Consider the following 22740-nt stretch of genomic DNA (forward strand, 5'->3'; position numbering starts at 1 on the left):
CTGCGTGGTGGCTGCGGTCCGGAAGTGCAACGGAAGTGCAACGCCCGGTCATTTCGAGGCCGTTGGTCCGCCACGACGCTCGAAGCCATGGAACAGATCACAGAGCGACGACCGGTGAACGGCCCTTATGTGTATGGCTACTTGCGTCGTACGAGCAGTGAGGCCCGGCACGCTGCCCTTGCCGACTCCCTCGTTGAATACTGCCGACAGCACGAGCTGACGCTGTGCGGCCTCTTCACCGAGTGGGGAACCGTCGCCGAGGTACGGTCGGCGGCTTTCGTGGGGTTGCTCGACGTGCTGGTGCTGCCGGACACGTACGGCGTTGTCCTGCCCGCTCGTAGCCACCTCGGGCCGAAACGCATCGTTGCGGAGCGCGAACGGCAGATAGGCCAGACGAACGCGCGCCTGATCGTGGTCCGCTCGGCCAAGCCGAGGCACGGCGATCTTCGCCCCGTCGACGCCGGCCCTGTGGCCCGGCGGAAAGGGGGCGTCTGATGTCCCTGCGTGAGGCGCTGCGCGCCGCACCGCTCGTCGAGGACGTCCCCGGTGTGCACCTGCTCGCGATCGGCCACGTGTGGGACGTCGTACGGGTGTCCGCCGACGCCGGATTCCTCGCGCTCGCACGGCTCAGGACGGCCGAGGAGCGGCTCGGCCCGGTGCTCTACGACCGTCCGGGCGAACGCCTCTACTTCGCCGTTCCGACCGGCAGCCGAGGCGCGTGGGACGGCTTGCCGGTGCGGCTGCTGTCCAAGGGCTCATGGCTTGTCGCCCCGAACCCGTACCGCTGCGACGAGTGGTTCGGCGGATGGTGCGAGTTGCCCGACGACGAGAGGCTCACCGCCCCCGAGACGCTTCGCCGCGCTTTTGAGCAACCACAGATCGACTCAGCACAACCCGTGATCGTCGCAAGGGAGGAGAGGCAGAATGGAAACCTTCGAACGTGCTCGTCTTGACGCCTACTTCGGGCGCATCGCCACGCGGTTCGCTCCCCAGGAACGCCCCGCATCGTTCCTGATCACGCACCTGTTGCCGGAGCGCCCGGCGTTCGTGCGGGGCGTGGCGAACGTGACCGACCTGCGCGCCGTACTGCCCAAGCCCAAGTCTGTACAGGCCGAGGCCCGGCACCAGGTCGAGGCCGACGGGCACGCGTGCGACAGGCTGACGCGCGAGATGTTCGCCGACCCCGAACGCGCCGTGCGGTACGTCGAGGCGCGCGCCGCCGGCCGCCCGGTCGTGCTGCTCGACGTCGGCGGGTACTTCGCCCCGGCCCTCGACGCTCTGTGCGATCACTTCTCGGGTCGCGTCCTGGGCGTGGTCGAGGACACCGAGAACGGGCACAAGCGGTACGCCGAGCGCGACAAGCTGCCCTGCCCGGTCGTCTCCGTGGCCCGCTCGCCGCTGAAGGACCCCGAGGACTTCCTCGTCGGGCAGTCCGTGGTGTTCTCCACCGAGGCCCTGATGCGCAGCCGCGGCGACATCCTGCACGGCCGTACCGCGCTCGTGATCGGCTTTGGCAAGCTGGGCAGCTCCATCGCCCGCATGTTGCACGCCAAGGGTGTACGGGTGACCGTCTACGACATCGACGCCGTGCGCCGCACACAGGCACTCTCGCAGGGCTTCACGGTGGCTCGTGACCACGCAAGCGGTCTCAAGGACGCTGGGCTCGTACTGTGTGCGACCGGTTCGCTGGCGCTGCGCGGCGAGGACTTCCCGCGGCTGTGCAACGGCGCGTACGTGGCGACCGTCACCAGCAGCGAGGACGAGCTCGAGCTCAACGGCCTGCCGGACGTCTACGAGCGTGCCCACATCGGCGAACACGTCACCCGGTACCTGACGACCGGCCACTACTTCTACCTCCTCAACGGCGGTAACGCGGTCAACTTCCTGCACGGGGCCAGCGTGGGACCGTTCATCTTCCTCGTGCAGGCCGAGATACTCGCGGCTTCCGCCATGCTCGCCCGCGGCGAGCTGGACCCCGGTATGCACGAGATCAGCCCGACCGACCGCGCCGCCATCGCGGCGACGTGGCTCGACTACTTCAACCGATAGGAGACCTGCCCGTGCCCATCACGGCCGAGCACATCCGCGAGACCGTCGACGACTACCTCGACACCCGCCCGGACGAGAAAGGGCGGCTCGAGCCCATCCTCGACCTCCTCGACGCCGGCGCTGACCTCACCTCGCGGAAGGAGTTCCGGGGGCACGCCACGGCGGGTGCGATCCTCGCCGACCCCGCCGGCCGCGTGCTCCACATCCGGCATCTGGCTCTCGACCGCTGGTTGCTGCCCGGCGGGCACCTTGAGGCCGATGACGCCCGGCTCGTCGACGCGGCGCAGCGCGAGCTCACCGAGGAGACCGGCATCCCCGCGTCCGTCGTCGTCCCGGCAGGGCTGCGCCCGCTCCACATCGACGTGCACCCCATCCCGGCGAACGACGCCAAGGGCGAGCCCGAGCACCAGCACGTCGACTTTCGGTTCCTCTTCCGGACCTCGGCCGATGTCGGCGAGCTCCAGACCGAGGAGGTTACGGCCGCGGCGTGGCGCGACGCCGAAACCCTCGCGGATGAGGCGCTGCGCAGCCGCGTCATGCAGGCCCTGCGCTGACCGGAAGACAGGCCGCTGCGGCGCTGCGATCCCTACGCGCACCCTGGAAGCCTCGTAACGCGAACGCCCTGACCCGCACCCTCCCCGGCGAGTCGGGGCGCTCGTTCGTCTGCGCCTACCGCTCACCCCACGCGGCGTAGCCCGTCGCAGGGGTCTTGGCGAGCTGCTCGCGCAGGTACTCGGTCGTCCACTCGAGGCCGAGCAACGGTTCGTCCCTGGCTTCGACGACGGAGCGCAGGGCGATTACGGCATGCATGGCGCGGTCGGCGAGCACCCGATCGTGCCGCTCGGCGTCGCCCACCGTCGCGGGGTGCGGAATGTCGAGCGCCTCGAGGATGGCCGCGAGCAGATCGCGGTAGGCACTGGTTCGATCGGTACGAGACACGGGGCTGACTCCCTCGGTCCGGAGGAATTCGGATCAAGGCGTCGCCCGATGGCAGGGCACCGGGCGACGCCCGGCCGCGGCCCGTCTGTCCGCGCGGTCCGCAAGGAGTCCGCGGGATCTTCGAACGGGCTCAACTCCAACCAACATCACCAACCGTAGTAATGGCAGGTCAGAGGGGGCCTGGTGTCTCCGGTGCAGGTCAGCGGAACGGGTCATGAGTTCCGGTTCAACGTGTGAGCGGGTGACGTGACACCGCGTCGCTGAGCGGACGAATGCGCAGCTCGGAAAGGGTCGGACTGTCTCCAGTCCGACCCTTTCGCATGCCCGCGCCGACTGGGCGCCGACCGGGAATCGCCTCGCGGTGTCGGCCCGGCCGGCCCGGCGCAAGCGTGTCGAGATCAAGGCTGATCTCGAAGGGCACCGGACGCCGGAGTGAGCCTCGGAAGATACCGGCGGGCGCGTACCTACGGGTCGGCTCATCGAGCTCGTAGACATGTACGACCGGTGCGCCGTCCTCGTCTTCGACGCACCAGTGGTGCGGGATGCCGGCCTCGGCGTCGTCCGTCGTGACCAGCAGGTCCGGCTCGAGGGCGACGGTGAGCATGGTGGGCGGGCCTCGGTGCGCCTGCTGCCCCTGGACCCCACGCAGTGGCGGCGCCTTGCCCCTGGTGATGTCATCACGCTGCACGAGAGCGCCGAGCCTCGGGGCACGGCGACGATTCTTCAGGTGTGCGGCCCGGCTGCGTAGCTGTGTGCCCGCCGCTGCGGACTGGGTCGTTATGACGATCAGCGCCGATGAGGCTTCCGGTGAACCCGTCGCCGGACGGTCTTCCGTATCCGCCCCCGGCCCCGGCGCCGCCGGAGCCGCGACAGGTGTGAGCGGGGACCCGGCGACCGATGACCTCCTCGCGCGTTTCACCGAGGCCCTCGGCCCGCCCTTCGTGCCGCTCGCCGCGCTCTGGGTGCACGGTTCGATCGCCGAGGGAACCGATTACCGCCCCGGTCGCAGCGACCTCGATCTGGTCGCCGTGCTCGACCGGCCCTGCACCCCCGAGGAGGAGCGGCGGCTGATCGGGCTCCACGAGCGGCTGGTGCGGGAGCTGCCGCTCGCGCGCGGGCTGCACTGCTCGTACCTCCCCGCCGACGGACTGGACGATCCGGACCGGGAGCATCCGGTATGGGCCCACCAGGAGTACTACGCCCGCCCGGTCAGTCCGGTCGCCAGGCGGGAACTGCACACGTTCGGGCGGGTGCTGCACGGTCGGCAGGTCGCCGGGCTGCTGCCCACGGTGACGGATCGTCAACTCGCCGACTTCATCGTCGGCGAGCTGCGGGAGAGCCTCGCCGGCCTCGCCGCGTCGCGCAGTGAACTGCTGCTCCAGGACGGCTGGCTGGACTACGCCGTGCTCACCGTGGCCCGGATGCACATCACCCTGCGGGACCGCCGACTGATCAGCAAACGCGAGGCCCTCGACGTGCTTTGCGCCGAGCTCGACGCCCCCGGGGAGGCCGTGGCGGACATCCGTCGGCGCCGATATGGGGACGGCGTGGAGGGGGCGGGGCAGGAGGACGAGGCCTGGCGGCGCCGGAGGGCGGGGCTGGCGGCCCGCTTCCTGGGGCCGGTCGTCGGGCGGCTGCTCTCTTCGTACGGATAGACCACCCGGCCCGGCCGCGACGGGACCCGCCAACAGGGGCCCGCGGATACGGGGCGGTCCAAAAGGGGGCAGTCCTAAGGGGGAAGCTCCAAGTGGGGTTAGTTCATTATGGCCCGGATTTGGGGGCTCGGGCATCGTCTTCAGGGGCGAATTTGCGGGGAATTCGTGCGCCTAGCTTGGATGCATGACGGAGAGCGCGAACAAGGTGAACGGTCAGGTCAGCGGCCAGGTCAGCGGTCAGGCGGGCAGGCAGCCGGACGGCGGGGTCAGCGGCAGGGGGAACGGGGGGAGCGGGGACCTGACGTGTATGGCCGGCGACGGGGTGGAGCTGGCCGTGCGGGATCACGGCGGGGCCGGGCCCGCGGTGCTGTTGTTGCACGGGGCGGGGCGGACGTTGGCGGACTGGGAGCGGGTCGCGCCGCTGCTGGCCGCGCGGCACCGGGTGCTGGCGATGGATCTGCGGGGCCACGGGCGGTCGGGTGACGGCGCGGTGCCGTGGACGTTCGAGGTGGCCGTGGGGGATGTGGCGGCGGTGTCGGCGGCCTGCGGGGTGCCGGAGGCCGTGGTGGTGGGGCATTCGATGGGCGGGATGGTGGCCGCGCGGTGCCTGGAGCTGCTGCCCGACACGCCCGCCGCGGTGAACCTCGACGGGCACGGGATGGGGCGGGTGGAGCAGTACGTGGGGCTGGACGCCGCGTACGTGCGCGAACGACTGGCGGAGGCGCGGAAGTTCGCGGAGGAGACGGGTGGACGGCCCTTCGACGCGGCCGCGTTGGACGGCGTGTACGGGTATCAGGCGGCGATGGCGGCGCAGTTGGGAATTCCCGGCGAGTTCATGGCGGCCGGGGTGCGGCGGTCCTTGGCGCGGACGGCGGACGGGCGGCTGTTCCTGCGGCCGGGGCGACGGCAGGCGGTCCAGGTCCAGGAGGCGATGGCGGGGATCGATCTGTTCGCGCTCTACCGGCGGGTGACGCGGCCGTTGCTGATCGCCCGGGCGCTGCGCCCCAACCCCCAGGTGCCGGGCATGCCGCCCTGGTTCGAGGAGCTGATGGCCGCGTATGTGGAGGGGCTGCACCGCGATCTGGGGGAGCTGGCGCGGACGCAGCCGCAGGTGACCGTGGCGGGGGTGGACGGGACCCACGCGATGGCGCTGGAGCGGCCGGAGGAGGTGGCGGAGCTGGTGGCCGGGTTCGTGGGAGGGGTCGTGAAGGCCGGGCGCGTGGGCACGGGAGCGTGAGGCCGGTTCGCCGTCGAGGCACCCATGAGGGCGGGGAGGCGAGTCGCAGGCCTCGGCGGCGGCCCGCCGATCGGGCCCCCTACCGCGGAAAGACCTGGAAGAGCGTCGCCGGGCGGCCCCGGTAGCGTTCGCCGCCGGTGCGCAGGGTCTGTTCGATGAAGGTGCGGGCGTAGCTGTGCGGGTCCTGTTCGGGGCCGCCGAGGCCCCTGATGTACGTGGCGTGCGCCGCCAGTGAGGCGACCGCGCGGTCGATGCCGGGGCCGACCTCGGCGGCGTGGGTGGGGTGGGGGGAGCCGGCCACGGCGACCCAGCGGACGCCGTTCCAGGGCGCCAGGCCGCGCACGTCGGCCAGCTCGGGGAAGATCCAGCGGTTGCCGGCGTCGCCCGCCGCGTCCAGGACGGCGCGGCCGACCACCCGGTGGTCCGGGGTGTTCCACTCCACCCCGCCCCAGGTGTCGTGGTGGTTGAGGGTGATCAGCAGCTCGGGGCGGTGGCGCCGGATGGCCGCGGAGAGGTCGCGGCGCAGCGCCGTACCGGCCTCGATGACGCCGTCGTGGTGGTGTTCGAGGAACTCGACGGTGTGCACGCCGACGAGCGCCGCGCCGGCCCGCTGCTCGGCCTCGCGGATGCGCGCGCACTCCCCGGGTGCCAGTCCGTCGATGCCGGCCTCGCCGCGGGTCACGAGCAGGTAGCTGACCTCGCGTCCGGCGGCGGTCCATTCGGCGATGGCGGCCGCGGCGCCGTACTCCAGGTCGTCGGGGTGGGCGACGACCGCGAGGGCGCGCTGCCACTCCTTGGGCATGGGGGAGAGGCCGGGTTCGGCGGGCATGGGTGCCTTCCTTCCCTTCCGGTGAACCTGCTTCCGGGCCGGTGCCGTGTGGTGAGCGGTCCGTGCGGTGGAGCGGGTTCCGCTGCCGGGCGGTCCCGTTGGGGGCTGGTCCGGGTCGATCGTGCCACGAGAGGGCGGCGCGCTCCGGGAGGTGGGGCGTGGGGTGTGGGTGAGGTGGGGAGAGGAGCCTGGTGGGTCCGTGCGCGCTCCTCGGGCGGCTGAACTGGGTTTCATCACATCAGGTGAATATCTGGCCCAAGGTTGCGGTCGGCAACGCGCCGTTGCCACGCTGTTGCTGACTGTCAAGCTGTTGGGAGGGGCACGTGCCTTTCGGTGAGCAGCCCGCGTACCTCCGCGTCGCCGGCGACCTGCGCCAGAAGATCGTCGACGGGGTGCTTCCGCCGCACACCCGCCTCCCCTCCCAGGCCCGTATCCGCGAGGAGTACGGCGTCTCGGACACCGTCGCGCTGGAGGCGCGCAAGGTCCTGATGGCCGAGGGCCTGGTCGAGGGCCGCTCGGGCTCGGGCACCTACGTGCGCGAGCAGCCCGTCCCGCGCCGTATCGCCCGGGCCGGATTCCACGCGGTCGGCGGCTGTACGCCCTTCCGGCAGGAGCAGACGGACGAGCGGGTGCGCGGCACCTGGGAGTCCAACAGCGAGCAGGAGGGGGCCAGTTCGGCGGTCGCCGCCCGGCTGCGCGTTCCGCCGGGGGCCAGGGTGATGCGCACCCGCTATGTGTTCCGGGCGGAGGGCGAGCCGGCGATGCTCTCCACGTCCTGGGAGCCCCTGGAGGTGACGGGGCGGACGCCCGTGATGCTGCCGGAGGAGGGGCCGCTGGCGGGGCGCGGGGTGGTCGAGCGGATGGCGGCCATCGACGTGGTGGTGGACAACGTCGTCGAGGAGGTCGGGGCGCGGCCCGCGCTGGCCGAGGAGGCCATGGCGCTCGGCGGGGTGCCGGGGCATGCGGTGCTGGTCGTCTCGCGTACGTACTTCGCGGGCCGCAGGCCGGTCGAGACCGCCGATGTCGTCACGCTCGCGGACCGGTATCGGGTGGCCTACCACCTGCCGGTGAAGTAGCCGGGCGGCCCGCGAGGCCGCCCTCTGCCGTCGCCGCTCCGCCTCCGTATCCGCCCTCCCGGCGGCCCGTACTGGATCCGTGGCGGCTTTCAGTCTCCAGTCCGATGTCCCTTTTGATGGGATATGCCCGTGAATGTTGGCTGGATCTTGGTGTTGGAAACCTCACAGACCCTCAGCTGGGCGGGAGTTTTGGCCAGCAGCGGGAAGCCGATCTTCGGATTCGCTCTTACGATGGCGAAGTTTGTGCACGGCACGGGGGAAGACCAGGAGACCAGCACGTGAGCACGACGAAAACCCAGGGTGCGGAGCAGGGTTCGCATTCGAATTACCGGCGGTCCCTCGGGACCATCGCCCTGACCGCGACGGGCCTCGGGTCCATCATCGGCTCCGGCTGGCTCTTCGGGGCCGAGCGGGCCGCCGCCATCGCCGGTCCGGCCGCGATCCTGGCCTGGGTCATCGGCGCGCTGGTCGCGCTCACCATCGCGCTCACCTACAGCGAGCTGGGTGCGATGTTCCCGAAGGCCGGCGGCATGGTCCGCTACGGCCAGTACTCGCACGGCTCGCTGGCCGGCTACCTCGCGGCCTGGGCCAACTGGATCGCGATCGTCTCGGTCATCCCCGGTGAGGCCACCGCCTCGGTCCAGTACATGAGTTCCTGGGACTTCGGCTGGGCGAAGGCGCTCTACGACGGCAAGGAGCTGACCGGCACCGGTGTCGGGCTCGCCAGCGTCCTGCTGATCTTCTACTTCTTCCTCAACTGGTTCGCCATCTCGCTGTTCGCGAAGACCAACACCGCGATCACGGTCTTCAAGGTCGTGGTGCCGGTGCTGACCGCCAGCGCGCTGATGCTGGCGCACTTCGACACGGACAACATCACCGGCAACGGCGGCTTCACCCCCAACGGCTGGAGCTCGGTCTTCACCGCCGTCGCCGTCTCCGGCATCGTCTGGGCCTACAACGGCTTCCAGTCCCCGCTGAACCTCGCCGGCGAGGCCCGCAACCCGGGCAAGTCGCTGCCCAAGGCCGTCGTCTGGTCGATCCTGATCGCGCTGGTCATCTATGTCGCGCTGCAGGTCGCGTTCCTGATGGCGGTCCCCGCCGACAAGCTGGGCGCCAGCGGCGGCTGGGCCGGCCTCGGCTACAACTCGCCGCTCGCCGACCTCGCGGTGGCCTGGGGCCTGAACTGGCTGGCGCTGCTGCTGTACGCGGACGCCTTCGTCTCGCCGTCCGGCACCGGCATGATCTACGCCGCCACCACCTCGCGCATGATCCACGGCGTGCAGGAGAACGGTCATCTGCCCGGCGTCTTCGGCAAGGTGGACAAGAAGACCGGCGTGCCGCGTCCGGCGCTGCTGCTCAACCTCGTGATCGCCTTCCTCTTCCTCGCGGTCTTCCGCGGCTGGGGCTCGCTCGCCGAGATCGTCTCGGTCGCCACCGTCATCTCGTACATCACCGGCCCGGTCGCGGTGATGTCGCTGCGCCGCATCTCGCCGGACCTCACCCGCCCGGTCAAGCTCCGGGTGATGCCGCTCATCGCGCCGGTCGCGATGGTCTTCGGCTCGCTGGTCCTGTACTGGGGCCGCTGGCCGCTGACCGGCAAGGTCATCCTGATCATGGCCGTCGGACTGCCGGTCTGGGCCTGGTACGAGATCGGCAAGCCGCTGACCCAGGGCCGCAAGCCGTGGGCCGGGCTGCGCCCGCACCTCAAGGCCGGCGCCTGGATGGTGGCGTATCTGCTGGTCATGGCCGCGGTGTCGTACATGGGCGGCAAGGAGTTCGGCGGTAAGGGCTATCTGCCCGCAGGCTGGGACATCGTCGTGGTCGCCGTGATCGGACTGGCCTTCTACTACTGGGGCGTGCGCAGTTCGTGGCGCAACCCGTCGCTGGTCCAGGTCGAGGCCGAGATCCGTGCGGAGGAAGAGGCCGCCGCGGCGGACGCGGCCGGAGAGGCAGAAGGGGCCAAGGCGTCCGTCGGGGCCTGAGTCAGCCTGGCGCCACGCCTCACAGTTTCGGACATACGCCCGGTCCTTCGGGCGAAAACCGGCCACTCGCAGGCCGCTTCCGGTACACCCGGGGCCCGCGAGTGGCCGGTTCGGTACCTCTTTGTGTAAATCCATATCCGGTGCGTAAAGGTCGGGCGTACGCTCGGGCATATGCGGATTGCGATTTCGGCATCAGCAGACGAGGGGCGCGTCACGACGCGCTGTGTGGCGGACGGAGGGGCGCAATGACCGAGGGTGGAGCCGTGCTCCCCTGGCTCGTCATCCGCCAGGACGAAGGGGGCAACCGGTATCGCGTCGGCCGCTATGCCACCCGGGCGGAGGCGGAGCGGGTGGCCGACCGGCTCGATTCACCGGGCCGGCGGCAGCTCTACGTGGTCGAGAAGGTCGACCATGCGGCGACCTGAGGGGCGGCGGGCGAGAAGCGGGACGAAGGCGGGGGACGTAGGCTGCCGCGCATGACGACGGTGCGCGTAGTAGTGGGCGGAGCGGTGTGCCAGGGCGGGCGGCTGCTGGCCGCACGCCGCAGCGCACCGCCCGCGCTGGCCGGCCGCTGGGAGCTGCCCGGCGGCAAGGTGGAGGACGACGAGACGCCCGAACGGGCGCTGGAGCGCGAACTGCGTGAGGAGCTGGGCGTCGAGGCGGTGGTCGGGGAGCGCATCCCCGGGGAGTGGGTGCTGCGGCCCGGCTACGTCCTGCAGGTGTGGACGGCCCGGCTGGCGTCCGGTGAGCCGCGGCCGCTGCAGGACCACGACGAGCTGCGCTGGCTGCTGCCCGGCGAGGAGTCGCAGGTCGACTGGCTGGATCAGGACCGCCCGGCGGTCGCCGAGGCGATGCGCAGGCTGGTCGCCACGGCCGGGATCCCGGGCGTGCGGTCCGCTTGAGCGCGCGCGGCCGCCCGCCCGCCCTGGCTCGCGCCCCGTGTGCCTTGGCTCCTTCGCCGCGCACGCATGACCGCCCGCCGCGCACGCACGGCCCCACTGTTCCCATATGCGCCATTTGTGTCACAGCGCACCGTTGGCGGCGATACTTCGACCTCGATATCGGGTATGTCCAGATTGACCCCTTCAATGTGGGCAATCCGACGGGGATGCCATCGGGGTTGGGATGTGATCGGCGTGAGCGACAGCGCAGCGGCAGGGGCCCCGGAATCCGGCTCCAGCAGTGTCCGCAAGCGCGGCAGGGCCACCGGTTCACCGATCGCCGAATGGAGCTTTCCGGCCGACCCCGGAGCGGTGCGCACCGCCCGCACGATGGTCCGTCGGGTGCTGGACGACTGGGGACTGAACGGCGCCACCGATGTGGCCGTACTACTCGTCAGCGAGCTCGTCACCAACTCCCTGCGCTACGCCAGCGGACCGATCGGCGTCCGCATGGTGCTGCTGAGCTCCGGCGGGCTGCTCGTCGAGGTCTCCGACCCGCTGCCCGACCCGCCGCAGGAGCGCGCAGCCGCCCCGGACGACGAGGGCGGCCGTGGATTGCAGCTGGTCGCGTGCAGTTCGCGACGCTGGGGGACCCGGCGTGGAAAGAGTGGCAAGACAGTGTGGTTCGAGCTGTCGGTGGCTGGTTAGGAGACATGTGGAGTCCTGATCGTTGCCATTTCATCGACATTTTGTAGATGGCCTGCGATCGAGACTGTGCTGTGATCGTGAAGACCGTGTTCCGGATAGCCGAGGTGCTGGATACTCAGGCTGGTCCGGTCCGGGCACGATGAGCTGGAGGGGACGGGGCTCGTGAGCGAGATGTCATCTGGCGGGGCAGAACCCGCACAGGCCGAGGGTCAGGGTGGTGCGGACGGCCCCGGTGACCCAGGTGGGCGTGCGTACGCCCGCGACCTGCACGGTCCGCCCGTATGGCAGAGCAGCCGGCCCGGCTCGATCTACGACTACATCAGAGTGGCCTCCTTCTCGCTCGGCCCCGACGGGCGGATCGACCAGTGGAGCGAGCGGGCCGAGCAGATGCTCGGGATCCCCGCCCGCTACGCCATCGGCAAGGACCCCATCGAGGCGTTCGTCCCCAGCGAGTTCCGCGAGACCGGGCGCCGCAAGGTGTCGGAGATCCTCGACGGCCGCGAGTGGACCGGCCTGGTGCCCTACCGCAGGGCCGAGGGCGGACCGGCCGACGGGCTCGCCGAGATCTATGTGATGCCCTCCCACGACGAGGCCGGGCAGCGCGCCGCGGTCTGCGTCGTCGTCGATGTCCGGGCGCTGCGCGGCATCGAGACCGACCTCGCCGCCTCACAGGCCGTTTTCGGTCAATCCCCCATGGGCTTCACCCTGTTCGGCACGGACCTGAAGCTGCTGCGGGTCAACGAGCGCTTCGCCACGGTCTTCGGCGGCCCCGCCGCCAAGTACCGCGGCCGCACCCCGCACGACTTCCTGCCGCGCCCCGAGGCCGAGCGGATGACCGCCGCGCTGCGCCGCGTCCTGGAGACCGGCGAACCGGTCACCGAGATGCAGCTGGTGGGGGCGGTGCCCGGCGAGGAGGAGCGCCGCCGCTGGTCGGTGTCGCTCTACCGACTGCACGGCGCCAGCGGCCGCCCCATCGGCGTCGCGGCGCTCGCCGCCGACGTCACCGGCCGGCGCCGGGCCGAGCGCGAGGCCGCCAGCGCCCGCCGCAACCTCGCCCTGCTCAACGAGGCCGGCGCCCGGATAGGCAACTCCCTCGACCTGGAGACCACCGCCCGCACCCTGTTGGACGTCGCCGTCCCGCAGTTCTGCGATCTGGCGTCGGTGGACCTCTATCAGGGCCTGCTGGCCGGCGACGAGGCACCGCCCGGCATGAGCGACGGCAGCGCCGAGCTGCGCCGGGTCGCGTTCGCCAGCGCCGTCTCCGACGCCCCGTTCGCCAGTGCCGCCGGCGGCGCGCCCCAGGACCCGCCGGTCGCCGTCGGCGCCGTCCACCGCTACCCCTTCAACTCCCCCTGCGCGGCCGCCCTGCGCACCGCCCAGGCGCAGATCATCCCGGGCCGGGAGAGCGACGAAGGACCGGAGCTGGGCGCCGTGGTGCACTCCACGCTCGTCGTCCCCATGGTCGCCAGGGACACCGTCGTCGGGCTGGTGCAGTTCTCCCGCGCGAAGGGCAGCGAGCCGTTCGGGGAACGCGACACCGCCCTGGCCGTGGAGCTCGCGGCGCGCGCCGCGGTCTGCATCGACAACGCCCGCCTCTACCGCCGCGAGCACGAACGCGCGCTGATCCTGCAGCGCAGCCTGCTGCCGCCCGGCGACCCGGAGGCGGCCGGCCTCGACATCGCCTGCCGCTATCTGCCCGGCACCACCGCGACCGAGGTCGGCGGCGACTGGTTCGACGTCATCGAACTCCCCGGACACCGCACGGCGTTGGTCGTCGGCGACGTCATGGGCCGCGGGCTGCGCGCCGCCGTGGCGATGGGCGAACTCCGCACCGCCGTAAGGACGCTGGCGCTGCTGGACCTGGAGCCGGCCGAGGTGCTCTCGGCGCTGGACGAGATCGCCCGCGGGCTCGGCGGCAGCGGCGACGGCCGGTCCGCCGGGCGCGCGTCCCGCGGCCGGTCAGGTGCCGCCGGCGCACCGGAGCCGGGCCGCTCCGCCCGTACCGCCGACCTCTCCGAGGTCTACCTCGCCACCTGCGTCTACGCCGTCTACGACCCGGTCACCCGGCGGGCGACGTTCGCCAACGCCGGGCATCTGCCGCCGGTCCTGGTCGAGGAGGGCGAGGACGCGCTGCTGCTCGACGTACCGCCGGGGATGCCGCTGGGCGTCGGGGGCGAGCCGTTCGAGGAGATCGAGGTGGAGCTGCCGGACGGCGCGCTGCTGGCCCTGTACACCGACGGGCTGGTGGAGTCCCGCCACCACCCCCTCGACGAGGGGCTGCAGGCCTTCCGGGCGGCGCTGTCGGGCGCCGACCGCCAGCTGGAGGACGCCTGCGACCACGTCCTGAGCGCCCTGGACACCTCGCACGGCGAGGACGACATCGCGCTGCTGATGGCCCGGGTGCACGGGCTGCCCAAGGACTCGGTGGGCGACTGGAGCCTCGCGCCGGAGGCCCGTTCGGTGGCCCGTGCCCGTGAGCTGGCCCGCGACCAGCTGACGGACTGGGGCCTGCAGGGGCTGGTCGACACCGCGGAGCTGCTGGTCAGCGAGCTGGTGACGAACGCGCTGCGGCACGGCCACGGCGAGATCCGGCTGCGGCTGCTGCTGGACCGCACGCTGGTCTGCGAGGTCTGGGACGCCGATCTCGCCCAGCCGCGCCGCCGCCGCGCCCGGGACACCGACGAGGGCGGCCGCGGACTGCAGCTGGTCGGTCTGCTCAGCGAGGGCTGGGGCAGCCGCCGCACCCCGCGCGGCAAGACCGTCTGGTTCGAACTCGCCCTGCCCGACGGGGAGTCGACGGGCATGGACCCCTCGGAAGCGCTGCTGAGTCTGTTCTGAGGCCCGTGCCGAGGCGGCGTCAGGCGGCGGCCCGCAGGTTCGCCGCCGCCCGCTCCGCCTCGCGGACCACCCGCGCGGTGTCCACCCCCACCAGCTCACCGCGCGCCTTGCGCAGCCGCCCGTCGACGAAGACCTCGCTGACGTTCGGCGGCTGCCCGTTGAGCACGATCTGGCTGGTCCAGTCGAAGCGCGGGGCGAAGTTGAGGGTGCCGGGGTCCAGGACGACGACGTCGGCGCGCTTGCCCGGAGTCAGCGACCCGACCCGGTCGGCCATGCCGATGCACTCCGCACCGCCCAGCGTCGCCATCCGCAGCACCGCCGGGATCGTCGGATGGACCCCCGCGTCCTCGTGCCGGGCCCGCTGGAGGCCCACCGCCGCCTTCATCAGGTTGAACATGTCCGAGGTGTCGTTGGTCCCGCCGTCGTGGCCGAGCCCGGCCCGCACGCCGCGGCGGTGCAGCGCGGGCAGCGGCGCGATGCCCGAGGCCAGCCGCATGTTGCTGAGCGGGCAGTGCGCCACCCGGACGTCGTGCTCGCCGGTCAGCGCGATCTCCCGGTCGTCGAGGTGCACCGCGTGGTTCATCAGCAGGTCCGGGCCGAAGGCGCCGACCTCCCGCAGCGCGCGGACCGGATCGTCCGCGCGGTCCGCGCGGCACTCCAGCACATGGCAGTTGAGCATCACGCCCAGCTCCCGGGCCAGCTCGTGGAACTGGCGCAGCTCGGCGCGGACGGACATCCCGGCCTGCGCCGACACCTGCGCCAAGGCCAGCGGCAGCGGGTCCAGGAAGTCCCTCTTGACCCGGGGGATCAGCTCCCGGGCGGCGGCGTGCTGGGCCGCCGCGTAGACGAACCGCACCCCGGCGTCGTCCAGCGCCCGGACGTAGGCCCCGGCGGTGTCGTACGGGATGGGGTGGACCCAGTCGACGACGGTGGTGACGCCCGCGCCGAGGGCGTCGAGCGCGGCCAGACGCACGAAGCGGTACATGTCCCGGGGTCCGATCCTCGACAGCACATGTCCGTTGCAGCCGGACAGCCACCCGCTCAGGTCCCGGTCCGCGCAGCCGCCCCGGATGCTGGACTGCCACAGGTGGTTGTGCAGATCCACGAAACCCGGCAGCACGATCCGGCCGCCGGCCTCCAGCACCCGGGCGCCGGGCGGTGCCTCCAGGTGCCGTCCGACGGCGGCGATCGTGCCGTCGCGCAGCAGCAGGTCGACGCCGTCCTCCAGCGCGCCAAGGGGGCCCTCGCCCAGACCGGGGTCCATGGTGAGCACCAGATCGGCGCCGCGCAGCAGCGTCGGACGCCCGCCGCCCGGGGCCGTCGCGGGGCCGGCGGCCCGGTCGTCGGACTCGGGCACGCCGGCCGCCGCGGCGAGCGGAAGGCTGCCGATGCCCGCGAGGACCGTGCGCCGTCCGATCCGCGGGGAGGTCATTCCGTACGGCGCCGGATCTTGTTCCCGAGCCACACCAGCGGGTCGTACTTACGGTCCGCGGCGCGCTCCTTCAGCGGGATCAGCGCATTGTCGGTGATCTTGATGTGCTCGGGGCAGACCTCCGTGCAGCACTTGGTGATGTTGCAGTAGCCCAGCCCGTGCTCGTCCTGCGCGGTGCTCTTGCGGTCGATGCCGGACGCCGGCGCCGCGTCCAGCGGATGCATGTCGAGCTCGGCGATCCGCATCAGGAAGCGCGGGCCGGCGAACGCCGCCTTGTTCTCCTCGTGGTCCCGGACCACGTGGCAGGTGTCCTGGCACAGGAAGCACTCGATGCACTTGCGGAACTCCTGCGAGCGGCCCACGTCCTCCTGCTGCATGCGGTACTCACCGGGCGCCAGCTCCGCGGGCGGCATGAACGAGGGGATCTCGCGGGCCTTGGTGTAGTTGAACGACACGTCGGTGACCAGGTCGCGGATGACCGGGAACGCCCGCATCGGCGTGACCGTGATCGTCTCCGTACGGTCGAACACCGACATCCGGGTCATGCACATCAGCCGCGGCCGGCCGTTGACCTCCGCGCTGCACGAACCGCACTTGCCCGCCTTGCAGTTCCAGCGCACCGCGAGATCCGGCGCCTGGGTCGCCTGCAGCCGGTGGATGATGTCCAGCACCACCTCGCCCTCGTGCACCTCGACCGTGAAGTCCTCAAGGCCTCCGGCGCCGGTGTCGCCCCGCCACACCCGGAAGTGCGCCTGGTAGGCACCGGACTTCCCGGGCCCCTCCGCCGCGTCGGATACCGTCTGCTGCTCGCTCACCGGCTCAGCTCCTCGTCCGTCAGATACTTCGCCAGCTCGTCCTTCTCGAACAGCTCCAGCAGATCGCGGCGGATCGGCGGCATCTCCCGGCGGGAGAGCCGGATCTGTCCCAGCGCCGGGTCCGCGGCCCGGGAGTCGCCCTGCGGGTCCGCGAGCCGGCAGACCAGATTGATGTTGCGCCAGTTGCGGTCCATCGCCGGGTGGTCGTCGCGGGTGTGCCCGCCCCGGCTCTCCTCGCGCTCCAGCGCGGACCGGGCCACACACTCGCTGACCAGCAGCATGTTCCGCAGGTCCATGGAGAGGTGCCAGCCCGGGTTGTACTGCCGGTGCCCCTCGACGCCGGCCCGCCGGGCCCGTACCCGCAGATCCGCGAGCCGTTTGAGGGCCTCGTACATCTCGCCCTCCTTGCGGATGATGCCGACCAGGGCGTTCATCGCCTTCTGGAGCTCCTGGTGGAGGGTGTACGGGTTCTCCGCCGGGCCCTCGTCGTGCCCGGTGCCGTCCGCGCCCTCGCCGGCCTCGGCGCTGAAGGGCCGCAGCGCCTCCGCCTCGGCGGCGTCGATCTGCAGCGGGTCGACGGTGGGCCGCTCGGCCAGCGCCGCCGTGTACTCGGCCGCGTGCAGCCCCGCCCGGCGGCCGAAGACCAGCAGGTCGGACAGGGAGTTGCCGCCCAGCCGGTTGGAGCCGTGCATCCCGCCGGCGACCTCACCGGCCGCGAACAGGCCCGGTACGCCGGTCGCCGCCGCGGTGTCCGGGTCCACATCGACCCCGCCCATCACGTAGTGGCAGGTCGGCCCGACCTCCATCGGCTCGGCGGTGATGTCCACGTCCGCCAGCTCCAGGAACTGGTGGTGCATCGACGGCAGCCGGCGCTTGATCACCTCGGCCGGCATCCGGGTCGAGACGTCCAGATAGACCCCGCCGTGCGGGGAGCCGCGCCCCTCCTTGACCTCGGCGTTGATCGCGCGGGCGACCTCGTCGCGGGGCAGCAGCTCGGGCGGGCGGCGGTTGGTCTCCGGGTCCTCGTACCAGCGGTCGCCCTCCTCCTCGGTCTCGGCGTACTTCTCCTTGAAGACGTCGGGGATGTAGTCGAACATGAAGCGCCGGCCGTCGCTGTTGCGCAGCACCCCGCCGTCGCCGCGTACGGACTCGGTGACGAGGATGCCCTTGACCGACGGCGGCCAGACCATGCCGGTGGGGTGGAACTGCACCATCTCCATGTTGATCAGCGGTGCCCCGGCGAGCAGCGCCAGCGCGTGCCCGTCGCCGGTGTACTCCCAGGAGTTCGACGTCACCTTGAAGGACTTGCCGATGCCGCCGGTGGCCAGCACCACCGCCGGGGCCTCCAGGACGAAGAAGCGGCCGGACTCCCGCTCGTAGCAGAAGGCCCCGGCGACCCGGCCGTCCGCCTCCGCGCCGCGCTCCTTGAGGATGCGGGTGACGGTGCACTCCTGGAAGACCTTCAGCCGGGCGTCGTGGGCGCCGAACTCCCGCTCGTCCTCCTGCTGCAGCGAGACGATCTTCTGCTGGAGGGTACGGATCAGCTCCAGGCCCGTACGGTCGCCGACGTGCGCGAGGCGCGGGTACTCGTGGCCGCCGAAGTTGCGCTGGGAGATCCGGCCGTCGGGCGTGCGGTCGAAGAGCGCGCCCCAGGTCTCCAACTCCCATACCCGGTCGGGCGCTTCGCGGGCGTGCAGCTCGGCCATCCGCCAGTGGTTGAGGAACTTCCCGCCGCGCATGGTGTCGCGGAAGTGGACCTGCCAGTTGTCGTGCTCGTTGACGTTGCCCATGCTGGCCGCGATACCGCCCTCGGCCATCACCGTATGGGCCTTGCCGAACAGGGACTTGCAGATCACGGCCGTCCGCATACCGGCCTCGCGGGCCTCGATGGCGGCGCGCAGCCCGGCGCCGCCCGCGCCCACCACGACCACGTCCCATGCCTGCCGGTCCACATGCGCCATCGGGGGCACACCTTTCCTTGGAGAAGCTGCCGTCGGGACGGCTGCCACGGGGGCAGCCGCCGTCGCAGAAGTCGGTCAGAAGAAGCGGGGGTCCGAGAAGGCCCCGCTGGCCAGCAGGAAGACGTAGAAGTCCGCCAGGGCCACGCTGATCAGGGAGGACCAGGCGAGCAGCATGTGCCGCTCGTTGAGCCTGCCGACCCAGCCCCACATCCGGTAGCGCACCGGGTGCTTGGAGAAGTGCCGCAGCCGGCCGCCGATGATGTGCCGGCAGGAGTGGCAGGAGAGGGTGTACGCCCAGATCAGCACGATGTTGGCGAGGAAGACCAGGGTGCCCAGACCCATGTGGCCCCACTCGTAGTGCGCGTCGCGGAAGGTCAGCGCGGTGTCGTAGGTCAGCACCCCGGCGACCAGCACCGCGAAGTAGAAGAAGTAGCGGTGGATGTTCTGCAGGATCAGCGGGAAGCGGGTCTCACCGGTGTACTTCTTGTGCGGTTCGGCGACCGCGCAGGCCGGCGGCGAGGCCCAGAAGCCGCGGTAGTAGGCCTTGCGGTAGTAGTAGCAGGTCAGCCGGAAGCCCAGCGGGAAGATCAGGATGAGCAGTGCCGGGGACAGGCCCCACCAGCTGCCGACGATCTCCCAGTTGGGCCCGCCGCGCATGGTGTGGCAGTTCTGCGCCAGGCACGGCGAGTAGAACGGCGAGACATAGGGCGCGGCGTAGTAGTCGGCGTTCGCGAACGCCCGCCAGGTCGAGTAGACGATGAACGCGAGCAGTCCGGCGGCGGTGCCGGCCGGCGCCAGCCACCAGCGGTCGGTCCGCAGATGGCGGGCGGGAATGGCGGCGCGCGAGGCAGTGTGCACACCGCTCGCGCCCGTTTGCGATGAGGGTTCGGTGCCAGTGGCCAACGTCGGTCTCCGAGAAGGGCGCTCCGTCCGGAATGCTCGTTCCGCAATCGCTTTCCGTCGGGGCGGCAACGGGGTAGGGGTCTGAGTGGGGCGAGGACACCCCCTAAGGGGCATCCACCAGGGGTCTCTCCCTAGGGCGCATGACCGTTGCGGCAGCCGAGTCCCTCGTCATCGGCTCCCACCCACAGCGCCGCGTCGTAGGGGGCGTCGGAGATCGTCACCATCTCGACGGCGGGGGGAGCGCCGCCCCGGCGGGACGGCCCGGCCGCCGCGCTCTGCTTCAGCAGGGCGAGGCTCTCGCGCAGGTGGTCCGCATCGCTGCGCACCCGGCGCACGTCCAGGCCGGCGCCGAGTCGCGCCTCCAGCCTTCCCACCGACCGGACCAGGTCGTCCAGGCTGCGTTCAACCGCCGTCAGTTCGTCCTGATGGGACATATAACGTGCCCTCACTTTTGAAGGTGTGGTGGGCGATCTCATGCGCCCGAGAGTGTCGCGCGTCACAGTAGGCGTTGGGAAGGGGTCCGGCGCGATTACGACTCGAACCGGTGCGTTTCGGCTACCGCGTGCGACGGCGGAGATCGAACGCCGATACGGGAGAGGGTGGCAAATACGGGCGTACGCACGGCCGCTGACCCCTTGTCAGCCCGTCGTATTGCGCCGGGCGGGTGGCCTTCGTGCGGGCTTGGCCGTGTCGGGTGGCCGGGCGCCGAACGGTCGCTTTCAGTAGGGGCTCATAGATGTGATGAGCCGCAAAGTCGGCCGAACGTGGTGTGCCGGAGCCAGCCCGCCGGCGGCGCCGCGCGGGCGAGCCCGGAGGTAACAGTCATGACCCACCACGACAACCCCTCGGCCCGCGCGGCCCGTGGACGCCGCATCGCCGCACTGGCCGCCGCGGGGGTGCTGCTCCCGCTGCCGGCCCTCACCGGATGCAGCGGGGAGGGCGGGCAGTCGTCCTCCCCGGCGTCCCAGGACATCGCCCCGGCGCCCCGCGGCGAGCTCAAGGACGGCGGCACCCTGCGCTGGGCGGTCGACGCGATGCCGGGCACCCTCAACGCCTTCCAGGCCGACGCCGACGCGACCACCAGCCGGATCACCGGTGCGGTGCTGCCCAGCATGTTCACCGTCGACGCCGGCGGCGCGCCGCAGCGCAACGCGGACTACCTCGACGCCGCGGACGTCAGCGCCCGCGACCCCAAGCAGGTCGTCACCTACAAGATCAACCCCAAGGCGCGGTGGAGCGACGGCACCGCGATCACCGCCGCGGACTTCGTCGCCCAGTGGACGGCGCTGCGCGGCAGGGACAACGCGTACTGGACCGCCCGCAACGCCGGCTACGACCGGATCGGCAAGGTCGAGCAGGGCGCGGGCAGCCGGGAGGTCAAGGTCACCTTCGCCCGGCCCTACGCCGACTGGCGGTCGCTGTTCACCCCGCTCTACCCCAGGAGCGTGATGGGCAACGCCAACGCCTTCAACGACTCCGCGCGCGAGCGGCTCGCGGTGGGCGCGGGCCCGTTCCTGGTCCAGAAGCGGGACGCGGCCAAGGGGCGGGTCGTCCTGGCACGGAACCCCTCGTGGTGGGGGGCGCCCGCCAAGCTCGACAAGATCGTGCTGGAGGCGCTGCCCGGGGAGAAGCGGTCGGCGGCGCTGGCCGCCGGGTCCATCGACGTCGCCGCGGTCGACCAGATCGCCGCGAAGCGGGTCGCCTCCGCCCGGGGCCCGGCCGCGCCCGGCTTCCTCCGTAAGCCCGCGGCCGGCAACGCGGGCCCCCAGGGCGACGGCAGCCGGGCCCAGGACCGGCACGGCGCCAAGAACGCCGCCGAGCGCGCGGCGCTGAGCGGCTACACCCTCCACAAGGCCCTGGAGCCCGCCTACACCCAGCTCGCCCTCAACGGCAGCAGCGGCCCGCTGGCCGACGACCGGGTGCGCCGCGCGGTGGCCCGCGCCATCGACCGGCAGGCCCTCGCCGACGTCGTCCTCAAGCCGCTCGACCTGCCGTCCGAGCCGCTGGGCAGCCATCTGCTGATGGCCGGGCAGCGCGGCTACGAGGACCACAGCGACGCGCTCGGCGACCAGGACGCCGGGGCGGCCAAGGCGCTGCTCGCCGACGCCGGCTGGAAGTCCGACGGCGACCGGCAGCAGGCCGGCGGCAAGGCGGCCGCGCCGGCGCCCGGCGCGTGGCGCGGCGCGGACGGCCCCGGGGACGAGGACGGCGAGGCGGCGTCCGGCGGCCGGGTGGGGGACGGGCCCGGGCGTGGCGGCTACGAGGACGAGGACGACCGGGACGCCGGGACCGACGCCTACGACGAGGACGCCGACGGCGCGAACGACGGCCGCAACCCGGGCCGCCCCGCTCCCGGCCACGCCGGCCCGCCTGCCCGCGGCGAGGAGGAGCCGGGTGCCCGGCCCGCCGCCGCCGAGGCGCCGCTGTCCTTCACCGGCGCGGTCGGCTCCGAGATCCAGCGGGCCGCCCTGCTGCGGCAGAGCGCCTCGATCTACAAGGAGGCGGCCGCCCGGCAGAAGGAGAAGGCGGACGGCGACCGCGACTCCGCCGCGTACGCCAGGTACAAGCGGTACCGCATGCGCGCGGCGCAGACGCTGAGCGCCGCCGAGCTGGTCGAGACCGGCCGGCAGGTGGACCTGCCGGGATCCGCCGGCCACCCCGGCGCCCGCCACGTCGCCGCCGGGCACGCCGGGCACGCCCACGGCGCGGTGGCCGCCCGCGCCGACCGGGACCCGGCCGGCGGAAAGACGGCGGCCCGCACCACCACCGTCAAGAAGAACGGCAAGCCGCTCACGCTGCGTTTCGTCGTGCCCGACGGCGCGGCCGCCGAGCCGCTGCGCACCGTCGCCCGGCGGATCGCCACGATGCTCGACAAGATCGGCGTGCAGACCTCGCTCCAGCGGGTCTCCGACGCCAGCTACTTCCAGGACCACATCGCCTCCGGCGACTTCGACCTGGCGCTGTACTCCTGGCCCGGCACCGCCTATCCGGCGACCGACGCCCGCCCGATCTACGCCAAGCCGCAGCCGGCGGCCGACGGCTCGCTGACCGTCGAGCAGAACTACAGCCGGGTCGGCACCGACCACATCGACCAGCTCTTCGACCAGGCCGCCTCCGAGCTGGACGAGGGCGCCGCCCGCACGCTGGTGGAGCAGGCCGACGCCCGGATCTGGGCGGCCGCCGGGTCGATCCCGCTCTACCAGCGGCCCGAGCTCGTGGCCACCAAGGAGTCGCTCGCCAACGTCGGCGCCTTCGGCTTCGCCACACCGCGGTTCCAGGACATCGGCTACAAGAAGTAAGGGCCACCCCAAAGCTAACAATCGGTAAAAAACCGCAGGTCAGACGGTGTGGACCTGGGCTGCGGCGGCCATAACCGCCGCGGCCACGTACCATGGGGTGAGGCCGTGGCGTGTCATGCCCGGCAGGCGCGCGTAC

At 72.0% G+C, this 22740-nt stretch carries 20 protein-coding genes and 1 pseudogene; 13 read left to right on the forward strand and 8 right to left on the reverse strand.

Features of this window, described 5'->3' with window-relative positions; genetic code table 11:
- Positions 1 to 87: 87 nt before the first annotated feature.
- The 4 genes from AC0680_RS24840 to AC0680_RS24855 are packed head-to-tail and all read left to right on the forward strand — an operon-like array spanning position 88 to position 2603.
- Positions 88 to 495, forward strand: coding sequence for a hypothetical protein (locus AC0680_RS24840; protein WP_478632509.1), 408 nt, complete (start codon positions 88 to 90; stop codon positions 493 to 495).
- Positions 495 to 953: a hypothetical protein gene (locus tag AC0680_RS24845; protein WP_478632510.1), complete on the forward strand. Its 459-nt coding sequence runs from the start codon at positions 495 to 497 to the stop codon at positions 951 to 953. Before AC0680_RS24840 ends, AC0680_RS24845 begins: the two co-directional genes overlap by 1 nt.
- The gene (locus AC0680_RS24850) at positions 925 to 2049 is read left to right on the forward strand and encodes an adenosylhomocysteinase (RefSeq protein WP_478632512.1); all 1125 of its coding nucleotides are present in this window, start codon (positions 925 to 927) and stop codon (positions 2047 to 2049) included. The genes AC0680_RS24845 and AC0680_RS24850 overlap by 29 nt, the downstream gene beginning before the upstream one ends.
- 11 nt (positions 2050 to 2060) lie before the next feature.
- Positions 2061 to 2603 (forward strand): NUDIX hydrolase, encoded by a 543-nt coding sequence (locus AC0680_RS24855; RefSeq protein ID WP_478632515.1) that lies wholly within the window; start codon positions 2061 to 2063, stop codon positions 2601 to 2603.
- 115 nt (positions 2604 to 2718) lie between these two features.
- On the opposite strand, the gene AC0680_RS24860 is transcribed toward AC0680_RS24855, so the two are convergent.
- Together AC0680_RS24860 and AC0680_RS24865 are read right to left on the reverse strand one after the other, a co-directional pair.
- A complete protein-coding gene (locus AC0680_RS24860) occupies positions 2719 to 2988 on the reverse strand; it encodes a hypothetical protein (protein ID WP_478632518.1) in 270 nt (89 codons plus the stop codon).
- A gap of 373 nt (positions 2989 to 3361) precedes the next feature.
- Positions 3362 to 3544: pseudogene (locus AC0680_RS24865) on the reverse strand (Uma2 family endonuclease); the annotation flags it as partial.
- Between the two features lie 319 nt (positions 3545 to 3863).
- On the opposite strand from AC0680_RS24865, the gene AC0680_RS24870 reads away from it, so the two are divergent.
- Together AC0680_RS24870 and AC0680_RS24875 are read left to right on the forward strand one after the other, a co-directional pair.
- Positions 3864 to 4643 carry a nucleotidyltransferase domain-containing protein gene (locus AC0680_RS24870; RefSeq protein WP_478632520.1) on the forward strand — a complete coding sequence of 260 codons (780 nt, stop codon included), beginning with the start codon at positions 3864 to 3866 and terminating at the stop codon, positions 4641 to 4643.
- A 184-nt stretch (positions 4644 to 4827) separates the two neighbouring features.
- The gene (locus AC0680_RS24875) at positions 4828 to 5880 is read left to right on the forward strand and encodes an alpha/beta fold hydrolase (protein WP_478632521.1); all 1053 of its coding nucleotides are present in this window, start codon (positions 4828 to 4830) and stop codon (positions 5878 to 5880) included.
- A 79-nt stretch (positions 5881 to 5959) separates the two neighbouring features.
- Here AC0680_RS24875 and AC0680_RS24880 read toward each other — a convergent pair whose 3' ends face one another.
- Complete coding sequence (locus AC0680_RS24880) at positions 5960 to 6709, reverse strand: PIG-L deacetylase family protein (RefSeq protein ID WP_478632523.1); 750 nt, start codon at positions 6707 to 6709, stop codon at positions 5960 to 5962.
- 323 nt (positions 6710 to 7032) lie between these two features.
- Between AC0680_RS24880 and AC0680_RS24885 the strand changes: the two genes are divergently transcribed.
- The 6 genes from AC0680_RS24885 (at position 7033) to AC0680_RS24910 (ending at position 14194) form a co-directional block, all read left to right on the forward strand.
- Entirely contained in the window at positions 7033 to 7785 is a 753-nt protein-coding gene (locus AC0680_RS24885; RefSeq protein ID WP_478632524.1) for a GntR family transcriptional regulator, read from the forward strand.
- Positions 7786 to 8063: 278 nt separating this feature from the next.
- A complete protein-coding gene (locus AC0680_RS24890) occupies positions 8064 to 9767 on the forward strand; it encodes an APC family permease (RefSeq protein ID WP_478632526.1) in 1704 nt (567 codons plus the stop codon).
- A gap of 245 nt (positions 9768 to 10012) precedes the next feature.
- Positions 10013 to 10192, forward strand: coding sequence for an SPOR domain-containing protein (locus AC0680_RS24895; RefSeq protein ID WP_384432289.1), 180 nt, complete (start codon positions 10013 to 10015; stop codon positions 10190 to 10192).
- A 51-nt stretch (positions 10193 to 10243) separates the two neighbouring features.
- Positions 10244 to 10669: a (deoxy)nucleoside triphosphate pyrophosphohydrolase gene (locus AC0680_RS24900; RefSeq protein WP_468984838.1), complete on the forward strand. Its 426-nt coding sequence runs from the start codon at positions 10244 to 10246 to the stop codon at positions 10667 to 10669.
- A 225-nt stretch (positions 10670 to 10894) separates the two neighbouring features.
- Entirely contained in the window at positions 10895 to 11356 is a 462-nt protein-coding gene (locus tag AC0680_RS24905; RefSeq protein ID WP_478632530.1) for an ATP-binding protein, read from the forward strand.
- A gap of 171 nt (positions 11357 to 11527) precedes the next feature.
- A complete protein-coding gene (locus AC0680_RS24910) occupies positions 11528 to 14194 on the forward strand; it encodes a SpoIIE family protein phosphatase (protein WP_478632633.1) in 2667 nt (888 codons plus the stop codon).
- A 19-nt stretch (positions 14195 to 14213) separates the two neighbouring features.
- Here AC0680_RS24910 and AC0680_RS24915 read toward each other — a convergent pair whose 3' ends face one another.
- From AC0680_RS24915 to AC0680_RS24935, 5 genes are all read right to left on the reverse strand, one after another.
- Complete coding sequence (locus AC0680_RS24915) at positions 14214 to 15659, reverse strand: amidohydrolase family protein (protein WP_478632533.1); 1446 nt, start codon at positions 15657 to 15659, stop codon at positions 14214 to 14216.
- A complete protein-coding gene (locus AC0680_RS24920) occupies positions 15623 to 16441 on the reverse strand; it encodes a succinate dehydrogenase/fumarate reductase iron-sulfur subunit (protein WP_478632536.1) in 819 nt (272 codons plus the stop codon). Before AC0680_RS24920 ends, AC0680_RS24915 begins: the two co-directional genes overlap by 37 nt.
- Complete coding sequence (locus AC0680_RS24925) at positions 16438 to 18402, reverse strand: fumarate reductase/succinate dehydrogenase flavoprotein subunit (protein WP_478632538.1); 1965 nt, start codon at positions 18400 to 18402, stop codon at positions 16438 to 16440. The genes AC0680_RS24920 and AC0680_RS24925 overlap by 4 nt, the downstream gene beginning before the upstream one ends.
- Before the next feature lie 75 nt (positions 18403 to 18477).
- Positions 18478 to 19305, reverse strand: coding sequence for a hypothetical protein (locus tag AC0680_RS24930; protein ID WP_478632539.1), 828 nt, complete (start codon positions 19303 to 19305; stop codon positions 18478 to 18480).
- A 131-nt stretch (positions 19306 to 19436) separates the two neighbouring features.
- A complete protein-coding gene (locus AC0680_RS24935) occupies positions 19437 to 19739 on the reverse strand; it encodes a hypothetical protein (protein WP_478632541.1) in 303 nt (100 codons plus the stop codon).
- Positions 19740 to 20129: 390 nt separating this feature from the next.
- Here AC0680_RS24935 and AC0680_RS24940 point away from each other — a divergent pair, with 390 nt between their 5' ends.
- A complete protein-coding gene (locus AC0680_RS24940) occupies positions 20130 to 22604 on the forward strand; it encodes an ABC transporter family substrate-binding protein (protein ID WP_478632543.1) in 2475 nt (824 codons plus the stop codon).
- Positions 22605 to 22740: the final 136 nt, after the last annotated feature.

This window comes from Streptomyces sp. NPDC043738 (genome assembly GCF_056436545.1).